Origin of the sequence: Thioalkalivibrio sp. AKL8, from assembly GCF_000380525.1 — a bacterium.
GTDB lineage: Bacteria > Pseudomonadota > Gammaproteobacteria > Ectothiorhodospirales > Ectothiorhodospiraceae > Thioalkalivibrio > Thioalkalivibrio versutus.
The window spans coordinates 47036-61827 of record NZ_AQYF01000001.1 but is presented as its reverse complement, the minus strand read 5'-3'; the positions used below and the strand labels follow the sequence as shown (position 1 = coordinate 61827).

The 14792-nt window shown below is 66.5% G+C and carries 13 protein-coding genes; 4 read left to right on the top strand and 9 right to left on the bottom strand.

All coding sequences use genetic code 11. The features are described 5' to 3' along the window. Positions 1–66 precede the first annotated feature (66 nt). A complete protein-coding gene (locus G335_RS0100280; protein ID WP_018175561.1) occupies positions 67–1869 on the bottom strand; it encodes an ABC transporter ATP-binding protein in 1803 nt (600 codons plus the stop codon). A gap of 262 nt (positions 1870–2131) precedes the next feature. Between G335_RS0100280 and G335_RS0100275 the strand changes: the two genes are divergently transcribed. Beyond that, complete coding sequence (locus G335_RS0100275; protein ID WP_018175560.1) at positions 2132–3739, top strand: amino acid adenylation domain-containing protein; 1608 nt, start codon at positions 2132–2134, stop codon at positions 3737–3739. A 43-nt stretch (positions 3740–3782) separates the two neighbouring features. On the opposite strand, the gene G335_RS0100270 is transcribed toward G335_RS0100275, so the two are convergent. The 5 genes from G335_RS0100270 to G335_RS0100250 form a co-directional block, all read right to left on the bottom strand. Beyond that, complete coding sequence (locus G335_RS0100270; protein ID WP_018175559.1) at positions 3783–4607, bottom strand: GNAT family N-acetyltransferase; 825 nt, start codon at positions 4605–4607, stop codon at positions 3783–3785. A gap of 80 nt (positions 4608–4687) precedes the next feature. Further along, positions 4688–5707, bottom strand: a complete 1020-nt coding sequence (locus tag G335_RS0100265; protein WP_018175558.1) for a glycosyltransferase — start codon at positions 5705–5707, stop codon at positions 4688–4690. Next, on the bottom strand, positions 5707–6594 hold the full coding sequence (locus G335_RS0100260) for a hydrolase 1, exosortase A system-associated (RefSeq protein ID WP_018175557.1): 888 nt from the start codon (positions 6592–6594) through the stop codon (positions 5707–5709). The genes G335_RS0100265 and G335_RS0100260 overlap by 1 nt, the downstream gene beginning before the upstream one ends. Beyond that, the gene (locus G335_RS0100255) at positions 6591–7394 is read right to left on the bottom strand and encodes a hydrolase 2, exosortase A system-associated (RefSeq protein WP_018169303.1); all 804 of its coding nucleotides are present in this window, start codon (positions 7392–7394) and stop codon (positions 6591–6593) included. The genes G335_RS0100260 and G335_RS0100255 overlap by 4 nt, the downstream gene beginning before the upstream one ends. Before the next feature lie 9 nt (positions 7395–7403). Continuing rightward, positions 7404–7655 carry a phosphopantetheine-binding protein gene (locus tag G335_RS0100250; protein ID WP_018169304.1) on the bottom strand — a complete coding sequence of 84 codons (252 nt, stop codon included), beginning with the start codon at positions 7653–7655 and terminating at the stop codon, positions 7404–7406. Between the two features lie 331 nt (positions 7656–7986). Here G335_RS0100250 and G335_RS0100240 point away from each other — a divergent pair, with 331 nt between their 5' ends. The 3 genes from G335_RS0100240 to G335_RS0100230 all read left to right on the top strand — a co-directional run bounded on the left by G335_RS0100240 (position 7987) and on the right by G335_RS0100230 (position 10714). Beyond that, positions 7987–9816, top strand: a complete 1830-nt coding sequence (locus tag G335_RS0100240; protein WP_043689659.1) for an asparagine synthase-related protein — start codon at positions 7987–7989, stop codon at positions 9814–9816. Positions 9817–10093: 277 nt separating this feature from the next. Further along, positions 10094–10387, top strand: a complete 294-nt coding sequence (locus G335_RS0100235) for a type II toxin-antitoxin system RelE/ParE family toxin (RefSeq protein WP_018175555.1) — start codon at positions 10094–10096, stop codon at positions 10385–10387. A gap of 9 nt (positions 10388–10396) precedes the next feature. Next, positions 10397–10714, top strand: coding sequence for a HigA family addiction module antitoxin (locus tag G335_RS0100230; RefSeq protein ID WP_018175554.1), 318 nt, complete (start codon positions 10397–10399; stop codon positions 10712–10714). 234 nt (positions 10715–10948) lie between these two features. Here the strand turns inward: G335_RS0100230 and G335_RS0100225 are convergent, their stop codons facing one another. From G335_RS0100225 to G335_RS0100215, 3 genes are read right to left on the bottom strand one after another with little or no spacing between them, the layout of a single operon-like run. Further along, the gene (locus G335_RS0100225) at positions 10949–12322 is read right to left on the bottom strand and encodes a phenylacetate--CoA ligase family protein (protein WP_018175553.1); all 1374 of its coding nucleotides are present in this window, start codon (positions 12320–12322) and stop codon (positions 10949–10951) included. A 2-nt stretch (positions 12323–12324) separates the two neighbouring features. Continuing rightward, entirely contained in the window at positions 12325–13584 is a 1260-nt protein-coding gene (locus tag G335_RS0100220) for a glycosyltransferase (RefSeq protein ID WP_018175552.1), read from the bottom strand. Further along, a complete protein-coding gene (locus G335_RS0100215) occupies positions 13574–14791 on the bottom strand; it encodes a TIGR04063 family PEP-CTERM/XrtA system glycosyltransferase (protein WP_018169309.1) in 1218 nt (405 codons plus the stop codon). The genes G335_RS0100220 and G335_RS0100215 overlap by 11 nt, the downstream gene beginning before the upstream one ends. Between the last annotated feature and the right edge of the window lies 1 nt (position 14792).

Here is a 14792-nt window from a genome sequence, read left to right as displayed (position 1 = left end):
TAACCCCTTTGACTCGCCATTTATCGCTTACTCCATCCAAGCGTAAGTCGGAAATTCACCTGCGACTCACTCAACCCCGACCGCAAGCTGGTGAAAGAGCGTTCCGGCGCTCGACAGTTCTTCATAAGAACCGTCCTCCGAAATCCGGCCCTTATGTAACACGTAGATCCGGTCACAGGGCTTCACGGTGGTAAGCCGATGCGCCACCAAGATGATCGTCTTGGCTCCGGAGAGATTGTGGATTGCTTCCATCACCGCCCGCTCAGTGGCGTTATCCAACGCGCTGGTAGCTTCATCAAATAGGAGCACATCGGGGTCGCGATAAAGGGCGCGAGCGATACCAATGCGTTGCCTTTGCCCGCCGGAGAGGCGAGTGCCACGTTCGCCGATGACGGTTGCGTAACCGTTCGGGAGCTCCTGGATGACGAATTCGTGCAGGTTAGCCAGGCAAGCAACTCGCTCCACAGCTTGCTGGTCAATCTGGTCTTCCGGAACACCCAGGGCGATATTAGCTGCCACACTCTGGTCGGCGAGAAAGATGTGCTGCGGGACGTAGCCCAGGGCTGCCTGCCAGCGACGGATATTGGCTCGTGTCAGGGGTTCGCCATCGATCAGGATAGTGCCCTGCTCGGGTTCCAACAGGCCCAGCAACACATCGACCAGGGTGCTCTTTCCGGCACCGGACGAGCCCACGAATCCGACCGTGGTTCTGGCGCGAATCTCCAGAGAGATGTCTTTCAGGGCAGGGTGCTCGTGTTCGGGATACCGATAGGTGAGACCTTGCACCTTGATGGACCGAGTCGGAGCCAGCGGAGCGAGTCGATCGTTGCGCGAAAGGGGAGGCGTACTGTCAGAGAACTGGCCAAGGTCCCGAAGAACGCTGTCGACCGCGGCCGCATTGAAACGCAACGAAGCGACCTGCTGGAAGATCTTCTGAAACGCCGGGATCAACTGGCGTCCGGCCAGCGCGTACAGGCCGATCAGGGGCAAGGCCTGAGCCAACCCGCCATCGCCTGCCATCAGATAGAGCACCAGGACGAGAACCCCGCCGAATGCAATCGCCTCGATCGCGTATTGCGGGAGGCTCTGCAGCAGGACCGCATTCGCCTGGTGACTCGCAAACCGCTTGGATGGCTTCCGGTACCGCTCCAGGTAATCACGCTCCCGCCCCAACAGACGGATCTCCTTGGCACCGGCAAAGGCCTCGGCCGCGGCCGTGAAACGCTCGCGATTGGCCTCCACGCGGTCCAGGCCGATGCGGTTCAGCCACGTCCGCGACGCCACATAAATAACCGCATAGATGCCACCGAGGCCAGCCGCTGCGATCAAGGCCAGCCAGGGCTGCACCACAACCAGAAGTGCAATGATGAAGGCCGCGAGTAACAGTTGGCTCACGAGCTTCAGCGCGGGCATCAGCGCGCCATTGATCGCCTGGGTGGTTTCCTGCAGTACCGTTTTCGCCAGATCACCGGAGTTTCGATTAAGGAAGAACGTGAACGGACGGCTGAGGTAGTCCCCCATCAGGCGCCGGGAGAGCTCGTACTGCTGCATGTGGGTGAACCGCGTGATGGCCCACTGGTTGAATGCCTGGAGCGCGGTACCGGTCATGAACAGAACAAAGGCCGCAAGACCCAGGAAGTACAGGAAGCGACCGGTCGACTCGAAGCCAAGCCATTCGTAGGCGAAGCGCAGCATCTCGTTGTCGTGGACCATGCCCGGATCGGACAGTACCGCCAGAAACGGCATGACCGAGGCGATGCCGGCGGTCTGCATGAACGCCGTCGCAATCATCAGGATCAACAGCAAGACGACCTTGCCGCGATCGCGGGGGTCGAGCAGGGCATTCAGCTTGTACAGGGTTTGCAGCATGGTTTCGCCGAACCGGGATCCTTCGCACGAGGGGCCTTGTCGCGGCCCCGTAGACAACCGCCATCAGGCGGCCGTTAGCCAGGCCTGGTGGCCTGCTTCTCGTTTGGATTGTACGAGATGGGGCGTTCGCGGATGCTGCGCTGAAGGCACCGTGGACGTGCCTGGGCACGACTGGCCAGATGGATCGCCGGTCCGGGCCGACCCAAAAACCCCCGGAAGCCGCAGCAGTAAAGGGTTCCCGAGGAGAGCGAGGACTGCATCCATGCCAAACGCCAGGATAACGAAGGGTTTACTGACCGGCTTCCTGCGCTCCGTCGAACGCTTCCCGGAACGCCCCGCCCTGGATGTCGAGGGTCGCGTCCTGAGCTACGAGGAGCTGTTCGCGGCCGGCGCAGATAGCGCCCACACGCTGCAGCAGAGCCCGACCGGGCCCGGCCGGGTCGGTGTACTGGCCCAGCGCTCGCTCGCGATGTACCGCGGGATTCTGGGCACCCTGATGGCCGGCCAAGCTCTGGTTCCGCTGAACCCGGGGTTTCCCACGGAACGTACGGTGGCCATGGCCGAACAGGCCGATCTGTCGGCGTTGCTGGTGGATACCCAGGGTCTTGAGCGGCTCGATGAACTGCTGCAGGCATTCTCCCGCCCGCTCCTGATCCTGCTACCCGATACGCAGCGACTGGAGGACCTGCAAACGCGCTGGCCCCGACACGACGTCCGGGTGGCCGGCGATTCCCATCGGCCCGCGGACTGGGCGCCGGCGGCCGTATCCCCGGATGACCTGGCCTGCCTGTTCTTCACCTCCGGCAGCACGGGCGTCCCCAAGGGTGTGGGGGTTCTGCAGCGCAACGCAGCCCGTTTCGTGGAGATGTCGCAGGAGCGCTACCGCGAGTTCGGCATTAGCGAGACGGACCGCTTTTCGCAGTTCTACGACATCACCTTCGATTCCTCGATGTTCGACCTGTACGTGTCGTGGGCCTTTGGCGCCTGCCTGTGCTGCCCCTCCGCCAAGGAGTGGTTCAACCCCAACCGCTACATCGCGGACAAGGCCCTCACGGTAATCGACATCACCCCCTCGGCCGGGCACGGGATGAATCGCCGCAACGGCTGGGCGCCGGGACGGTTCCCGGATCTGCGCCTGTGCCGCTTTGGCGGGGAGGCCCTGTCAGCGGAGCTGGCCGAGGCGATGGCGGCCGCCGCCCCCAATGCCATTGTCGACAATGCCTACGGGCCCACCGAATGCACGGTGGATGCCTGCTACTACCGCTGGGACGGGGAGCGCTCGCCGGCGGAATGCGAGCACGGCATGGTGCCGATCGGCTACCCGGGAAACCAGGTCGGACTGCGCGTGGCGGACGAGACCCTGCGGGAGGTGCCGGTCGGGGCCGAGGGCGAACTGCTGATCAGCGGCCCGCAGGTGACGCCCGGCTACTGGAAGGACCCCGAACGCACGGCGCAGGCCTTTGTGCACCTGGACGATGGGCGCGTGCACTACCGCACGGGGGACCTGGTGCGTCGCCCGCCCCCGGGCGAACCGCTCATCTTTCTCGGGCGCCTGGATCACCAGATCAAGATTGGCGGGGTGCGGATCGAGCTCGGCGAGGTGGAGGCCGCACTGCGCGAGGCCGCCGGCACGGACCAGGCAGTGGCCGTTGGATGGCCACGAACGGAAAGCGGCGCCTCGGGGATCGTGGCCTTCGTGGTCGCGGAAGATATGGACGAATCGGCCATACGCGACCGACTCCGCCAGCGACTGCCCACGGTGATGGTGCCCCGGGCCATCCACTCGCTGGACAACCTGCCGCTCAACGCCAATGGCAAGGCCGACCGAAAGGCACTGATCTCGACCCTGGAAGAGACGGCGACCCCGTAACCACGAGGCTGCGCCGAGCCTCTGGCCAACGTCTGTTTCCAGGCTACGCCGGCGCGACCACTCCAGGCACAGCCAGGTACGTATGCCGGAGATGCAATACCTCGAACCCCTTGCGGAGGTGGTTTTGATAGGACGGGTCAGGCCTGTCCGGTGTCCCCACGGCGGTATCCGTGATCACCGACGTACACCCATGCAGCGACGCGTCCCTGAGGCAAGCGGAGATGAGCGCCCCATGCAGGCCACGTCCACGGTAGTCCGGGCGGGTTGCTTCCCACCCGGCCCAGGCCACCCCGTCCCCGAGATACAACAGGCCGGTTGCCACCACCGTTCCATCGTCGAGCGCCAGCCACTGACGCCATTTGGGTGATCGCGGCAGTTCCGCCAGAAGGGCCTTTGCCTCCTGCGGCACGGAGAACGCATCGACCGCCAGCGCGGCGCCGGCATATTCGTCTTCTGGCCGCCAGGGGCGGATCTCGAGATCGCTCTTCCCCTCGGGGACGTCGCTGCTGGCCCGCATCAGGACCGCAGATGCCGCCCCCCGGCGAATCCTGCGATCGCGTAGCCATTGGAGAACGGACTCCGGGCGGGCATGAGGGCTGAGCTCGATTGCCCAGGGAAGGTCATGCTCGGCGTACAGGGCCGCTAGTTCATCAATATGGGCCTCGGTTGCCGGGTCTGAAACGCCCAATCCCAGCACCCGGTTAAAGACCAGCATCTTCTTCAGGCCCGGGGCGATCAGGGCAACATGCGTCCCGCTACGGACCGCTCGAAAGCCCGGGATGCCCGCGCTTTCGGCCAGCTGCATCATGCTCTCGTAGGCCTCGGCCTCGACCCGCTCGGCCTGGGCGGAAGATGGATCTTCAGTCATGGAACCTCCTTCTGTCTCCGGCTTGGGTCTTGCCGAGGGCCCTTAATCACCCCGGACGATGCCGGGCCCGGCCCAATGCCTCACCGCGCCTTGCGTCTCCCTGCCACACTCTTCCCGGCACTCAGGACCAGGTAGGCCCAGGTGGACACGGACCAGGGGTCCCGAAGCGTCGACTGCAGGAACGATCGTGCCGCCAGCCTCGGATCCCCCTCCCAGTAATGGTGATAGCCGAAACTGAAGCAGGTCTCGGCAAGGCGCCTGCGAATCGCGCCGCGTGACGTCTGCTCTCCGCCCGGGCCAACCCGACCCCAGCGGCCGAGCGCCTTGCGGACGACCTCGAATTCGTAATTCGTGTCGGGGTACTTGGTGATGCAGCCCTCGCCATGAAGCCGGTAGAGAGCCGTCACGAGGTTCAGTTGGTGGATCTCGGTCAAGCGCGACGCCCGCAACCAGTAATCGTAGTCCTGCCCCCTTTTGAGATCAGGGTCGAACTGTCCGACACGTTCCACCAGGTCGCGTCGCATCATCACCGTGATGGTGTGAGGCAGCGAGCCGAAGAGCAGACGGTTGTAAAGCCATCCGGACCCGCGATCCACAAGCGATTTGCCGTCAGGGGTCATCGGGTACGCACCCTTGGCCGCATCAGGTTTCAGGAACGTGCCAGACGGATCGGGCTTCCATGTGGCCCAGGCGGTAAAGGTCATCCCGATCCCGGGATGCCGGTCCATGTAATCCACCTGAGCCGCGACCTTTCCCGGCAACCAGACATCGTCGGAATCGATAAAGGCGATGTAGTCACCGCCCGCCCTCGCGACGCCGGCATTGCGGGCCACGGCCGCCCCCTGGTTCTGCTGGGTCAGCAGTGTCAGGCGGTCACCATATCCGCGCAGGATGTCGAGCGTCCCGTCGGTCGAGCCGTCGTCTACCACGATCAGCTCGATGCCCGGGTAGTCCTGATCCAGAACACTGTCGACGGACTCGGCAATATATGCGGCCGTGTTGTAGGCCGGCATGATCACCGACACCAGGGGCTTGCGGTCACGACCCTCCGGCGCGGCCGGGGCCCTGCTGCTCGTCCGGGCTTGCTCCACGGACGACATCACTCCCGCCCTCGTTCCGGCAATGTCTGTAGCCAGTCATGCGTCCACAGCGCCACCTGGTCGCGCCACACGCGGCGAGAAAAGGTGTGGTTGGCACCGGGCAGTTCGCGGAGGGTCACGCGCGGCTCCTGCAGCAATCCACTCCATTCCGGCGCGTTCGTCGCCACATCGCGAAACTCGGCCGCGGTCAGGTCATCGCCGCTCAGGATCACCAGGACGGGTCCCTGGAAGCGCCGCCAGCCCTCGGCCATCCGGTCCGGCAGGGGGCCTTTGTCGATGCGATCCGGGCTTGTGTTGTCGGGCTCGCCGGAAGCCCCACCGGAACCGGAACCAACCGCAGTGTCGACCATGCGCCCCAGGGAGCGCAGGGACACCCAGGGGTTAAAACGCCCCTTGAGGGCCCCGGACCAGAAATCGCGCGAGAACAGGCGCTGGAGGTAGTAGGTCTTCAGGTAGGCCCGAGCCAGCCCTTCCTCGGTGCGGGCCCAGGGGTTGACCAGCACCAGGCCTGTCACACGGGGGTCGCGCCAGGCATAGAACAACGCCGCAGAGGCCGCGCCACACAGACCCCATAGGGTCACCTCGCGCATCCCCGGCACCTCGCCTGCAAAGGCATCGACGGCCGCATGCAGGTCGTCGTGCACGTCGTGGAACGTCCGCTGGGCACCGGAAGAATCGCCCATGCCGCGGAAGTCGAAGCGGAAAACGGGTATCCCCCGCGCCGCGAGGTGTCGGGCCAGGAGCAGGAACTGGCGGTGGCTGCCTACCCGGTACTGCGGCCCGCCCACGGCGATCAGCACGCCACGCCGGGCGCCCTCCGCGCCGGGATGCAGGATCCCGAGGAGTTCGTCCTCCCCCACATGGAAGACGACGGCGCGCTCGCTCATGGGAGAGCCTCCAGGCGTTGCATGGTCGCCTCCAACAATTGCGGCACCTCGACGATGTCCTGGGTGGACCAGAAGGCATCGCCAGCAACGACCGTCGCGGTGACCGCGGCGCCCTCCTCTCGCCAGCGCTCGATCAGACGTTCGCTCGCCGGCGGCAGCGGTGCGGTCTCCTGCACGGCCACCTCGAACCATTCGATCGCCTCCGCGTGCGGCCGCTGCAGACGGGCCGCCGCCAGGCGCGCGGCCAGCCCGGGCGCCAGGGTATACCCGGCGACTTCCAGCGGCTCTCCCGCATCCAGTTGGGCCCGCAGCTGGGCGGTACCTTCCTTCTGTCCACCCATCAGCCCGGCGGCCATGCGCAGGCGCAGGAACTGGGTCAGGTGCTGTTCGCCATTCGTGACCGGGGCCCAGAAGATCACGGCCGTCGCCGGTTGCGCACGTGTAGCCAGGAAGTCACCTGCGAGCAGGCAACCCGCCCGCACTCCCCAGACCATGAACGGCGCCGGGCAACGCGTCTCGAGGTGTTCGCTGCAGCGTGCGAGGTCGTCCAACCAGAGATCCCAGTCCGCGTCGCCAAAGTCACCGCCGCTATCGCCGCACCCGTAGAGGTCCGGGATCAACACGGCGTAGCCCGCCTGCGCCAGGCGGCGCGCTTGCAGATTCACCATACGGCGAGCCTTGTTGAGCTCCTCGGCCAGGGGCGGGACAAACAGCACAGCACCCCGGATGGAGGGACCATCCGGCAGATGGAGCACATGGAATACCGGCCCGGCCTTGCCCTCCAGGAACCCGGCTTCCATGCCGCGCGCCTAGCTGTCGAGCTTGGAGTCGATGAAATCGACCAGAGTGCCGAGCGTCTCGAAGGTCTCGGCGCTGACATCGTCATCATCGATCACGATGTCGAAATGGCTCTCGATCGAGGTGATCAGCGAAACGACCGCCATCGAGTCCAGCTCCGGTACGCCACCCAACAGCGTGGTCTTGCGATCGAAGTGCTGCGCTCTCCCGTTCAGACTCAGGGCACTGTCCAGCAGGTTCTTGGTGTGATCGAGGGTCGACATATGACGGGTTCCTGAAGGTCGGGTATCCCTGCCCGGCCGGGATGCGGGATTGTCCGGCAGGTTACCGCATCTGCACGGGCTGTCCAGATCGGCGCCGGCAGACGGCGCCCCCTGCGTGATCGGCTCGTTAAGCCCCTGGGCCTCGGACCACCGCGCGCACCCGGACCCGCACGTAGAATGAGGTCCAGCACGGCACGGATTCGTGCTCGCGAGCAGTGCGCGCGGCCTCGCCCCGCGCATCCCGCGCCTTGTCAGCAAGCAACAACGACTCGAGCGCGAACGCATACATCAATCAACGTTTCCCTGGCCCGACCAGGCAACAGGCGGACGGATGGCGGGACTTTGTGGATGGTTCGCGGTGAATGCCGCATCACCGGCCGGCGCCCTTGAGGCCCAGGGACAGGCGCTCCCGGGGCTCTCCGGGGCGCCTGACGCCCAATGCACGAACCGCCTGGGCGGCTGCCGGGTCCGGGGCGGCTGGATCGCGCAGGAGGCCGACGTCATTGCCGCCATCACCGGCCATCCGCAATGGCGGGACCCTGCCCTGGCCCGACGGGCGCGAGAGCACGACCCGGCGCAAGCCCTGCTGGAGGCCTGGCGGCAGCACGGCATCGGCCTCTTCGAGCAGGTTGGCGGCGACTATGCACTGGCCATCGTGGATTCCGGGCACGGCCGCCTGGTGGCCGGCATCGACCGCCTGGGCCAGACACCGCTTCACTTTGCGCACCTGGATGGCGGCGTGGCCTTCGGCACCAGTGCCGGATGCGTGGCCGCACACCCGGCGGTTGCCACCGAGGTGACCCGCGAGGGGCTCTACCACTACTGTTTCTTCCACATGCTTCCGGCCCCGGTCAGCCTGTTCTCCGGGCTGGAGAAACTGCCGGGCGCCCACCGCCTGACCCACAACGGCGACCGGGCCGAGGTGTCCCGCTACTGGCGCCCGCGCTTCGAGGAAGACAGCGCGGCCACGCCCGAGGCCCTGGAACATGCCCTGCACGAACACGCGCAAGCAGCGGTGGAACGACGTGCGGACTCCCCCCGCCCCGGCGCCTTTCTGAGCGGCGGCCTGGACAGCTCGACGGTGGCCGGGATGCTCGCCGGCATGCACCCCGGGGCCGACAGCTTCAGCATCGGCTTTGATGCGCCCGGATACGACGAGATGGAGTACGCGCGCATCGCCTCGCGGCACTTCGGGACCCAGGCGCACGAGTACTACGTGACGCCGGAGGACGTCGTCGACGCCGTGCCCCGGATCGCCGGCAGCTACGACGAGCCCTTCGGTAATTCGTCGGCCCTGCCGGCCTATTTCTGCGCCCGCATGGCGGCCGACGCCGGCATCACCCGGCTACTGGCCGGGGATGGCGGCGACGAGCTGTTCGCGGGGAATGCGCGCTACGCCAAGCAGGGCGTATTCGAACACTGGGGCCGGATCCCCGCGCCGCTGCGCCACCACCTGCTGGATCCGCTGTTCACCCGCCTACCGCGCGGCCTGCCGCTGGCCGGCAAGGCCCGCAGCTACGTGGAACAGGCGCGTATCCCGCTGCCGGATCGACTGCAGACCTACAACTACCTGCACCGCCTGGCGCCGGAGACGATGTTCGCACCGGAGTTTCTCGCGGCGGTGGACCGCGAGGCCCCCTGGGAGTTGATGCGCGGGATCTACGCGCAGCCCCAATCGGCGTCGTCCCTCAACCGCATGATGTACCTGGACTGGCAGCAAACCCTGGCCGACAACGACCTGCGCAAGGTGACCGGGATGTGCCAGCTGGCCGGCGTCGATGTCGCCTTCCCGATGCTGGACGACGATCTGGTCGAGTTCTCCTGCCGCGTACCATCGGACCTGAAGCTGCGCAACGGCCGGCTGCGCCACTTCTACAAGGAGGCGTTTACCGGTTTCCTGCCCGACGCCATCATCGACAAGAAAAAACACGGCTTCGGCCTGCCGTTCGGCGTCTGGATGCAGGAGCACGCGCCGCTGCGGGAGCTGGCATACGACAGCCTGCTGCGACTGAAGGGCCGCAATTTCCTCCGCGACGACTTCATCGACGAACTGATCCGCCTGCACCGCGAGGGCCACGCAGCCTATTACGGCGACTTCGTCTGGATCCTGATGATGCTCGACCTCTGGCTCGAATCGCACCCCGCCGCCCGCCTGGCATGAACCAAGAAGCGCACGAAGACACGACGCAAGGGCGGGTCACAGGAAGGCGGGAAACGCGCGAATGCTCTGGACGAAATGGCCCGCGATCGACCGCTTGGGGCAGTCCCGACTGCAACGGTTTCCATATCCCCGTCATCCGGGCCGCAGCACACCACCATCGTCATCCCGGCCGCAGCGAAGCGGAGAGCCGGGATCTCCAGGCCGTGACACCCACGCGCCCTTCGCCCCGCCCTTTTCAGGTTTTGGAATAGCATGGAACCCGTGATACCGTGTTTCCATGATTGTATGCTTCAAGGATCGAGGCACTGAGGATATCTTCAACGGGCTTTCGTCGAAGGCTGCTCGCAAGGTCTGCCCACAATCTGTATGGCGGGTTGCCGCAAGAAAGCTGGAATTGCTGGATTCGGCCATGAACGTTGAGGAGCTGAGAGTCCCGCCGGGTAACCGGCTGGAGGCCCTGGCGGGAGAGCGAAAAGGCCAATACAGCATTCGAATCAACGAGCAATATCGGATCTGCTTCGCCTGGACAGACTCCGGGCCCGACCAGGTCGAAATCACGGATTACCACTGAGGCACAATCATGGTCCGCATCCCTACCCACCGACAGCCGACCCACCCCGGTGAAATGCTGGCGAAAGAGTTCCTGGAGCCGATGCATATCTCCCAGCGCCAGTTGGCGGACGCGCTCCATGTTCCGTATCAGCGCATCAACGAGCTCGTGAACCAGAAGCGCGGCATTACGCCAAGCACGTCGCTGCGTCTAGCACGCTTTTTCGGCATGTCGCCCGATTTCTGGTTGAACCTTCAGGTGCGCTGGGATTTGTTCAAGGCGGAGCAATCGGAACAGGCGGACCTGAAACAGATCCGGGAATTCCGTTCGTGGAAACAAACTGCCTGAGCCGGGTTCCCAGTAGCGGGTAGGATGTGTTGAGCGCAGCGAAACGCATCTCGGCCTCCAACCACGCCCACGCACGAGACACCGGCTTCCCGGTCGGTTCACCTGCACGCGCCGCACTGGGGGCTATTATGATCGCCCGGCACGTCCCAGCGCCACCGTCACGAATCTTCCCGTTTTCCCCGCTTCCTGTTAACTAGCCCTTCTTCGTATCTTCGTGCGCTTCGTGGTGAGTACTCAGGCGTTCCGGGCTGGCTGATCGGTATCGGGAACGCGGCAGACGACATGGCGGTGCTTGCCGTTGGGGTCCGGCGGGATGGCATCCACCGCCCGCACATCCACCTGGACCGCCTGCCCCAGCGCGTCGACCAATGCACGGCGCAGGCGCTCCTCGGCGGCCGCCGGCAGTGCGGCGACCAGGCTCAGCAGCACCTCGACGTGGTGTCGGTCGTTTTGGATGACCTTGTAGGCGCGCAGCCCGGGCAGGTCGCGCATCAGGTAGTTGAAGCGGCTGCCGTGGATCCAGGAACCGTCCGTCGCGATCAGGCCGTCGTTGGCACGGCCGTCGATGTCGCGCAGCAGCGGCAGGCCGCGCCCGCAGGGGCAGGGACGCGGGTCCAGAGCGCCCCGGTCCCCGGTGCGATAGCGGATGAACGGGAATTCCGGGCCCACCAGGTTAGTGATGACGATGTTTCCGGTCGCGCCGGGCGGCACCGGTCGATCCTCCGCATCCAGGATCTCGACGATCAGGGCCTCGGCCGTGATGTGCATGCCCCCCGCCGGACATTCGCGGGCGATGAATCCGGCGTCGCGCGCGCCGTACTCGTTGGCGACCCCACAGCCCATCACCTCGCCGATCACCGCGCGCCACTCCGGGCGCAACACCTCGGAGGTCGTGAAGGCGACACGAATCCCGAGATCATCCAGCCGCTGCCCCCGCTCGCGCGCCCGCCATGCCACGCGGGACAATGCCGACGGATACCCGAACAGCATGCGCGGACGCCGCTGGCGGATCTGCTCGATGATGCGGTCGAGCCGCGCCAGATTCAGGTCGCGGGCCGGCACCAGGTACGAACGGAACAGGCGATCGCGCCAGGCACGCATGCCGTTCTGGGCCTCGTTCTCGACGGCGGATCCCCACAGGACCAGTTCGCGGTCGCCCACGTCCACGCCCCACCAGCGGGTTGCCCGCCACTTTGCGGCGATATCCATACCGATGCGATCCGCGCCCAGCCAGAACCTCAGAGGTTCGCCGGACGACCCGCTGGTGTGCTGCTCTTCGAGGTTCCTCGCGCCCTCCGCGCGCCAGGCCGCGCCCTGTTCGCGGATCAGCGCCTTGTCGACGACCGGGAGGCGCTGAAGGTCCGCGATGCCGGAGAACGCCGCAGGCGACCAGGCCTGTTGCGCAAACCATTCCCGGTAGAACGGCACCTGCCGCGCGACACGTTCCAGAAGCCCCTGCAGCCGCTGCTGCTGCAGGCTCTGCAGGGCCTCCGGCGTCCACCACTGAGTGGCTTCCAGGGCCTTGTGCCACGCCACCGTGGGGTGACCCTTGAGCCGCTCCTGCAGCGGGAACAGGCCGCGCGCCACCCATTGGGTATAAAGCCCCATGTTCAGCCGGACCGCGCGGTCCCGGGGGCCGTCGCGGTATCCGCGGCCGCGATCTGCTCGAAGGCTGCAACCAGCTCCGGGATCCGCGTCTCCCAGGCATTCGCCCGCGCATGGGCCAGGATGGCCTCGCGGTCCCATTCGCGCTCGAGCGCCTCCAGCAGGGCGTCGCGCAGCGCGTCATGGTCGCCGTACGGGACCACGATCCCGACCTGATCGGAATTCACCACCTCGGCGTTGCCCCCGACCCGGGTGGTCACGATCGGCAGGGCGCAGGCCGACGCCTCGAGGAAGACATTCGCCCACCCCTCGAACCGGGTGGCCAGGACGAACACATCGCCAGCCGAATAGACGAAACGCAGGTCTTCCGGCGATACCTGCCCCAGGAACCAGACCCGGCCTTCCAGACCCAGGCTCTTTACCTGCTGGCGCAACTCGGCCTCGTTGTTGCCCTCGGGGGTCGCGCCGCCGGCAATGACCAGGTGCAGGTCGGGTTGCGTGCGCAGCAATTCGGGGAGGGTCGCGATCACCCGGTGAAAGCCCTTGCGCTCGGTCAGCCCCCCCACCGACACGAGGAAGCGGCCCTCCTGCGGCAGACCCAGGCGCTGGCGGGCCCCGGCCCGGTCCTCGGGATGGAAACGCCGCAGGTCCGCGCCGTTGCCGACGACCTGCACATGCCCGGGGGCCTGCCCCCAGGCGATCGCATCCTGCCGCAGCGAGTCCGCCACCGAGAACACCCGCGCCGCCGCGCTCATCGCCCGGTTGATCTGGCGCCGATGCAGGGCGCTGCCGGCGAAGCGCACGAGGCTGCCGCGCAGGGTGATGGTGTAGGGGCAGCGCAACCAGCGCGCCAGCCAGCGCGCGGCCACGCCATCGGGATAGACAAAGTGGGCGTCGATCAGCTCAAACCGGAAATCGCGCCGCAACCGCCGCATCAGCCAGAAACTGCCCAGCGCCAGGAAGAACCCGTCGGTCCACTTGAGCACGCCCGGAAAACAGAAGAACCGCGGGTGATAGACCACAATGCCGTCCTGCTCCTCGTAGCGCGGCAGCGGCGGGCGCGAGTGCGGCCGGAGACGCCCGAGCAGCCCCTGGAAGGGGAACCACGGGGCCGGCGCCACGACGACCAGGTCCAGGTGTTCGGCCACCCGCCGCATGCGTTCGCGCACGAACAGCCCCAGGTTGGGTTGCGCCGCGTTGGGGTAGACGCGGGTGAACACCACCAGGCGCGGGCGCCGGCCAGCGTGACGCCGGTCACCGGGCATGGGCGGGCTCCACGACACCCCGCAGACGTTCGTAAATCGCCTGGTATCGGGCAACACTCCTCGCCCAGGTGCGTTCCTGCTCGACAAAGCGGCGCCCCGCGGCGCGTACCGCATCCCATTCGGGCTCGCGGGCCAGGGTGTCGAGCACCGTGTCCGCCAGCGCCCCCGGGTCGTCGGCGGGGAACAGCCAGCCGGTTTCGCCGTGCCGGATCAGTTCCTGGTGTCCGCCGACGTCCGAGGCCACCAGCAGTCGCCCCTGGGCCATCGCCTCCAGCGGCTTGAGCGGGGTCACCAGCTCGGTCAGCCGCATCGAGTGCCGTGGGTAAACCAGCAGATCCACCAGGTCGTAGTAGCGCTGCACCTGGTCATGCGGCACCCGACCCGCAAAGACGACCTGATCGGCGATGCCCAGGCGCCGGGCCTGCTCCTGCAGGCGTTCCGCCTGCGGCCCGCCACCCACCAGCAGGATGCGTACATCCGGGGCCTGCGCCCGGATGCGCGGAAAGGCCTCCAGCAGCAGGTCCAGCCCCTCGTAGGCATAGAACGAGCCGATAAAGCCCAGCACCCGGGCATTGGCCAGCCCGAGCTGCGCCTTGAGCTCGGCGTCCGGCGCCCCGCCCAGGCGGAAGGCCTCGGCATCCACCGCATTCGGGATCACGGTGACCCGGTCCTGCGGGATACCCCGGGCGACGATGTCCCGCCGCAGGCCTTCGCAGATGGTCGTCACGTGGTCCACCCGGCGGAACACGTACGACTCGAAACCGCGCGTCATGCGGTAGCGCAGCCCGTGTTCGCGGCTGGTCCCGTGATCCACCGCGGCATCCTCCCAGAAGGCCCGCACCTCGTAGACTACGGGGATGCCGAGACGCCGGCCGACCCGCAGCGCCGGCAGGGCATTGAGAACCGGGGAATGGGCATGCAGCACATCCGGTTGCACCTCCCGCGCCACGGCCTCCAGGCGCCGGGTCAGGGCACGCATCAACCCCCATTCGCCAAGCCCCGGCAGCGTCCCGGGGCGATAGCGCGTGCGGTAGAAGTGCAGGCCGTCGACATCCTCCTCGTCCGCATCCACCGCACCCTGCTTGGGGCTGGTCAAATGAAACGTCTCCCAGCCGAGCCGGTGCTGCTCGCGCAGGATGGCGGCCGTGCGGAAGGTATACCCACTGTGCAGCGGGATGGAGTGATCAAGGACATGCAGGATCTTCATT

Excerpts from the sequence above, each read along its gene's own strand:
- G335_RS0100260 (WP_018175557.1), bottom strand. The coding sequence starts at position 6,594 with ATGAGCGAGCGCGCCGTCGTCTTCCATGTGGGGGAGGACGAACTCCTC.
- G335_RS0100215 (WP_018169309.1), bottom strand. The coding sequence starts at position 14,791 with ATGAAGATCCTGCATGTCCTTGATCACTCCATCCCGCTGCACAGTGGG.
- G335_RS0100235 (WP_018175555.1), top strand. The coding sequence starts at position 10,094 with ATGATTGTATGCTTCAAGGATCGAGGCACTGAGGATATCTTCAACGGG.
- G335_RS0100230 (WP_018175554.1), top strand. The coding sequence starts at position 10,397 with ATGGTCCGCATCCCTACCCACCGACAGCCGACCCACCCCGGTGAAATG.
- G335_RS0100220 (WP_018175552.1), bottom strand. The coding sequence starts at position 13,584 with ATGCCCGGTGACCGGCGTCACGCTGGCCGGCGCCCGCGCCTGGTGGTG.
- G335_RS0100250 (WP_018169304.1), bottom strand. The coding sequence starts at position 7,655 with ATGTCGACCCTCGATCACACCAAGAACCTGCTGGACAGTGCCCTGAGT.
- G335_RS0100280 (WP_018175561.1), bottom strand. The coding sequence starts at position 1,869 with ATGCTGCAAACCCTGTACAAGCTGAATGCCCTGCTCGACCCCCGCGAT.
- G335_RS0100270 (WP_018175559.1), bottom strand. The coding sequence starts at position 4,607 with ATGACTGAAGATCCATCTTCCGCCCAGGCCGAGCGGGTCGAGGCCGAG.
- G335_RS0100265 (WP_018175558.1), bottom strand. The coding sequence starts at position 5,707 with ATGTCGTCCGTGGAGCAAGCCCGGACGAGCAGCAGGGCCCCGGCCGCG.
- G335_RS0100275 (WP_018175560.1), top strand. The coding sequence starts at position 2,132 with ATGCCAAACGCCAGGATAACGAAGGGTTTACTGACCGGCTTCCTGCGC.
- G335_RS0100255 (WP_018169303.1), bottom strand. The coding sequence starts at position 7,394 with ATGGAAGCCGGGTTCCTGGAGGGCAAGGCCGGGCCGGTATTCCATGTG.
- G335_RS0100225 (WP_018175553.1), bottom strand. The coding sequence starts at position 12,322 with ATGGGGCTTTATACCCAATGGGTGGCGCGCGGCCTGTTCCCGCTGCAG.
- G335_RS0100240 (WP_043689659.1), top strand. The coding sequence starts at position 7,987 with ATGGCGGGACTTTGTGGATGGTTCGCGGTGAATGCCGCATCACCGGCC.